The sequence below is a fragment of the Microbacterium sp. 2216-1 genome, assembly GCF_046507855.1.
GTDB classification, from domain to species: domain Bacteria; phylum Actinomycetota; class Actinomycetes; order Actinomycetales; family Microbacteriaceae; genus Microbacterium; species Microbacterium esteraromaticum_C.
Map to the genome: position 1 here is coordinate 1 of NZ_JBKFTM010000009.1, position 5,462 is coordinate 5,462.

Sequence of the window (5,462 nt, forward strand, 5' to 3'; positions counted from 1 at the left end):
AGTCCGGCGGTGTCCTACTCTCCCACAGGGTCCCCCCTGCAGTACCATCGGCGCTGTGAGGCTTAGCTTCCGGGTTCGGAATGTGACCGGGCGTTTCCCTCACGCTATGGCCGCCGTAACACTATTGACATGTGTCGGCAACACACTCGTGGGTGTGTTGTTTGGTTCCGACCGTACGTCGAGAACCACAAAGTGGACGCGAAAAATCTTTGGAAAGAATGGTGTTATCAAGTCATCGGCTTATTAGTACCAGTCAGCTGCACACGTTGCCGTGCTTCCACATCTGGCCTATCAACCCAGTAGTCTGGCTGGGAGCCTCTCCACCCGAAGGTGATGGAAGTCTCATCTTGAGGCCGGCTTCCCGCTTAGATGCTTTCAGCGGTTATCCATCCCGAACGTAGCTAACCAGCGGTGCTCCTGGCGGAACAACTGGCACACCAGAGGTTCGTCCAACCCGGTCCTCTCGTACTAGGGTCAGATCCTCTCAAACTTCCTACGCGCGCAGCGGATAGGGACCGAACTGTCTCACGACGTTCTAAACCCAGCTCGCGTACCGCTTTAATGGGCGAACAGCCCAACCCTTGGGACCTACTCCAGCCCCAGGATGCGACGAGCCGACATCGAGGTGCCAAACCATGCCGTCGATATGGACTCTTGGGCAAGATCAGCCTGTTATCCCCGAGGTACCTTTTATCCGTTGAGCGACAGCGCTTCCACAAGCCACTGCCGGATCACTAGTCCCGACTTTCGTCCCTGCTCGACCTGTCAGTCTCACAGTCAAGCTCCCTTGTGCACTTACACTCGCCACCTGATTGCCAACCAGGTTGAGGGAACCTTTGGGCGCCTCCGTTACTTTTTGGGAGGCAACCGCCCCAGTTAAACTACCCACCAGGCACTGTCCCTGAACCGGATCACGGTTCGAAGTTAGATATCCAATATGACCAGAGTGGTATTTCAACAATGACTCCACCATAACTGGCGTCATGGTTTCATAGTCTCCCACCTATCCTACACAAGCCACACCGAACACCAATACCAAGCTGTAGTAAAGGTCACGGGGTCTTTCCGTCCTGCTGCGCGTAACGAGCATCTTTACTCGTAATGCAATTTCGCCGAGTTCGCGGTTGAGACAGTTGGGAAGTCGTTACGCCATTCGTGCAGGTCGGAACTTACCCGACAAGGAATTTCGCTACCTTAGGATGGTTATAGTTACCACCGCCGTTTACTGGGGCTTAAATTCTCAGCTTCGCCTTGCGGCTAACCGGTCCTCTTAACCTTCCAGCACCGGGCAGGCGTCAGTCCGTATACATCGACTTGCGTCTTCGCACGGACCTGTGTTTTTAGTAAACAGTCGCTACCCACTAGTCTCTGCGGCCACCACACCCTTTCCGGAGCAAGTCCGTATAAGTGGATGGCCCCCCTTCTCCCGAAGTTACGGGGGCATTTTGCCGAGTTCCTTAACCACGATTCTCTCGATCTCCTTGGTATTCTCTACCTGACCACCTGAGTCGGTTTGGGGTACGGGCGGCTTGAACCTCGCGTCGATGCTTTTCTCGGCAGCATAGGATCACCCACTTTTTATCCGCATCGTGTCTCAGCCATCATGAGTCACGGATTTGCCTATGACTCGGCCTACGCACTTGCACCAGGACAACCATCGCCTGGCTTGGGCTACCTTCCTGCGTCACACCTGTTAATACGCTAGCCGCACCAGCATAGGGTCGTGTGCTCCACCAGCCGGTGCCACCCGAAGGTGACGATGACTGGCTTTGGACACTTAGCATTACTGGATTAGCTTGGGCGGTTCTTCGCCGGTACGGGAATATCAACCCGTTGTCCATCGACTACGCCTGTCGGCCTCGCCTTAGGTCCCGACTTACCCAGGGAAGATTAGCTTGACCCTGGAACCCTTGGTCTTCCGGAGGACGTGTTTCTCACACGTCTTTCGCTACTCATGCCTGCATTCTCACTCGTGTAGCGTCCACGGCTGGTTCACACCGCCGCTTCACTCGCCACACGACGCTCTCCTACCCATCAACACGGCTGGACCACGAAGGCCTACCAAAAATGTCAATGCCACAACTTCGGTGGCGTGCTTGAGCCCCGTTACATTGTCGGCGCGGAATCACTTGACCAGTGAGCTATTACGCACTCTTTCAAGGGTGGCTGCTTCTAAGCCAACCTCCTGGTTGTCTAAGCAACTCCACATCCTTTTCCACTTAGCACGCGCTTTGGGACCTTAGATGGTGGTCTGGGTTGTTTCCCTCTCGACTATGAAGCTTATCCCCCACAGTCTCACTGCTGCGCTCTCACTTACCGGCATTCGGAGTTTGGCTGACGTCAGTAACCTGGTGAGGCCCATCGGCCATCCAGTAGCTCTACCTCCGGCAAGAAACACGCAACGCTGCACCTAAATGCATTTCGGAGAGAACCAGCTATCACGAAGTTTGATTGGCCTTTCACCCCTATCCACAGCTCATCCCCTCAGTTTTCAACCTAAGTGGGTTCGGCCCTCCACGACGTCTTACCGTCGCTTCAGCCTGGCCATGGATAGATCACTTCGCTTCGGGTCTAGGACATGCGACTGAATCGCCCTATTCAGACTCGCTTTCGCTACGGCTACCCCACACGGGTTAACCTCGCCACATATCACTAACTCGCAGGCTCATTCTTCAAAAGGCACGCTGTCACCCCTACTAAGGAGGCTCCAACGGTTTGTAAGCAAACGGTTTCAGGTACTATTTCACTCCCCTCCCGGGGTACTTTTCACCTTTCCCTCACGGTACTTGTCCGCTATCGGTCATCTGGGAGTATTTAGGCTTATCAGGTGGTCCTGACAGATTCACACGGGATTTCTCGGGCCCCGTGCTACTTGGGATACTCTTCACGCTGTGAGCAGCGTTTCAACTACGGGGCTGGCACCCACTATGGCTGGCCTTTCAAGACCATTCGTCTACACCGTCACATCACGTCGACCACTCGGCAGAATGATCAGAAAAGTCCCACAACCCCGGGCATGCAACACCTGCCGGCTATCACACACACCCGGTTTAGCCTCATCCGCTTTCGCTCGCCACTACTCACGGAATCACTGTTGTTTTCTCTTCCTGTGGGTACTGAGATGTTTCACTTCCCCACGTTCCCTCTACCCGCCCTATATATTCAGGCGGGAGTCACCAGGTCGCACAAACGCCTGGCGGGGTTTCCCCATTCGGACATCCTCGGATCAAAACTCGCTTATCAGTTCCCCGAGGCTTATCGCAGATTGCTACGTCCTTCTTCGGCTCCAGATGCCAAGGCATCCACCGTTTGCTCTTAAAGACTTGAAATCACATGAGAAGCCACCAGCCCAGGAAAAGACTGGCAGCAAATATTCTTTAAGATGCTCGCGTCCACTGTGTAGTTCTCAAAGTACGGGCGGTCCCCCCACACCACCCCCACCAGGGGGACGACGAAAGGGGCCACAAGGAAACAGAACAACCCACCCCACAACAGGGAAGGCCGGCCCGGTCCCTCAGGACCCAACAGCGTGCAGGCCCCCAGCTCATCCCCCAGCCCGTTCCCACCGCAAGCGGCGTACTAAAACCAGAAGACTCACCAAGAGCCATGTCAAATGTTCCACCCATGAGCTCCGGTCACACACATTCGGTGTGAATCCGGCTCTGTCGGTCCCGAAGAACCGCAGTGCTCCTTAGAAAGGAGGTGATCCAGCCGCACCTTCCGGTACGGCTACCTTGTTACGACTTAGTCCTAATTACCGATCCCACCTTCGACAGCTCCCTCCCACAAGGGGTTAGGCCACCGGCTTCAGGTGTTACCGACTTTCATGACTTGACGGGCGGTGTGTACAAGACCCGGGAACGTATTCACCGCAGCGTTGCTGATCTGCGATTACTAGCGACTCCGACTTCATGAGGTCGAGTTGCAGACCTCAATCCGAACTGGGACCGGCTTTTTGGGATTCGCTCCACCTCACGGTATTGCAGCCCATTGTACCGGCCATTGTAGCATGCGTGAAGCCCAAGACATAAGGGGCATGATGATTTGACGTCATCCCCACCTTCCTCCGAGTTGACCCCGGCAGTATCCCATGAGTTCCCACCATTACGTGCTGGCAACATAGAACGAGGGTTGCGCTCGTTGCGGGACTTAACCCAACATCTCACGACACGAGCTGACGACAACCATGCACCACCTGTTCACGAGTGTCCAAAGAGTTGACCATTTCTGGCCCGTTCTCGTGTATGTCAAGCCTTGGTAAGGTTCTTCGCGTTGCATCGAATTAATCCGCATGCTCCGCCGCTTGTGCGGGTCCCCGTCAATTCCTTTGAGTTTTAGCCTTGCGGCCGTACTCCCCAGGCGGGGAACTTAATGCGTTAGCTGCGTCACGGAATCCGTGGAAAGGACCCCACAACTAGTTCCCAACGTTTACGGGGTGGACTACCAGGGTATCTAAGCCTGTTTGCTCCCCACCCTTTCGCTCCTCAGCGTCAGTTACGGCCCAGAGATCTGCCTTCGCCATCGGTGTTCCTCCTGATATCTGCGCATTCCACCGCTACACCAGGAATTCCAATCTCCCCTACCGCACTCTAGTCTGCCCGTACCCACTGCAAGCCCGAGGTTGAGCCTCGGAATTTCACAGCAGACGCGACAGACCGCCTACGAGCTCTTTACGCCCAATAATTCCGGATAACGCTTGCACCCTACGTATTACCGCGGCTGCTGGCACGTAGTTAGCCGGTGCTTTTTCTGCAGGTACCGTCACTCTCGCTTCTTCCCTGCTAAAAGAGGTTTACAACCCGAAGGCCGTCATCCCTCACGCGGCGTTGCTGCATCAGGCTTCCGCCCATTGTGCAATATTCCCCACTGCTGCCTCCCGTAGGAGTCTGGGCCGTGTCTCAGTCCCAGTGTGGCCGGTCACCCTCTCAGGCCGGCTACCCGTCGACGCCTTGGTGAGCCATTACCTCACCAACAAGCTGATAGGCCGCGAGCCCATCCCCAACCGAAAAATCTTTCCACCCACACACCATGCGGTGATGGGACATATCCAGTATTAGACGCCGTTTCCAGCGCTTATCCCAGAGTCAGGGGCAGGTTGCTCACGTGTTACTCACCCGTTCGCCACTAATCCACCCAGCAAGCTAGGCTTCATCGTTCGACTTGCATGTGTTAAGCACGCCGCCAGCGTTCATCCTGAGCCAGGATCAAACTCTCCGTAAAAAACGATGCATACCCACCCACCGGGAAAACGGCGAACAGGCAGCGAGTTCAATCATGACCAAAAAACGAACATCATTGCTGACATTCACATATAATTTGATCCAAAGGAATTCTCAACCAGCCAAAAAGACTGGACGAGGATAATTTGGCATTTGACAAGTGCACGCTGTTGAGTTCTCAAGGATCGGACGCACCCACACACCAACCAACAAAGGCCAGACGCGCAAGGCAACTTCACAATC

Annotated in this window: 3 rRNA genes; all 3 read right to left on the reverse strand. The window is 55.0% G+C overall.

Features of this window, described 5'->3' with window-relative positions:
* Window position 1: 1 nt before the first annotated feature.
* Window positions 2-118, reverse strand: a 5S ribosomal RNA gene (gene rrf / locus ACLD0U_RS14425).
* Window positions 119-223: 105 nt separating this feature from the next.
* A 23S ribosomal RNA gene (locus ACLD0U_RS14430) occupies window positions 224-3,329 on the reverse strand.
* A 366-nt stretch (window positions 3,330-3,695) separates the two neighbouring features.
* Window positions 3,696-5,220 (reverse strand): 16S ribosomal RNA (locus ACLD0U_RS14435).
* The 16S, 23S and 5S rRNA genes sit together here, the layout of an rRNA operon.
* Window positions 5,221-5,462 lie beyond the last annotated feature (242 nt).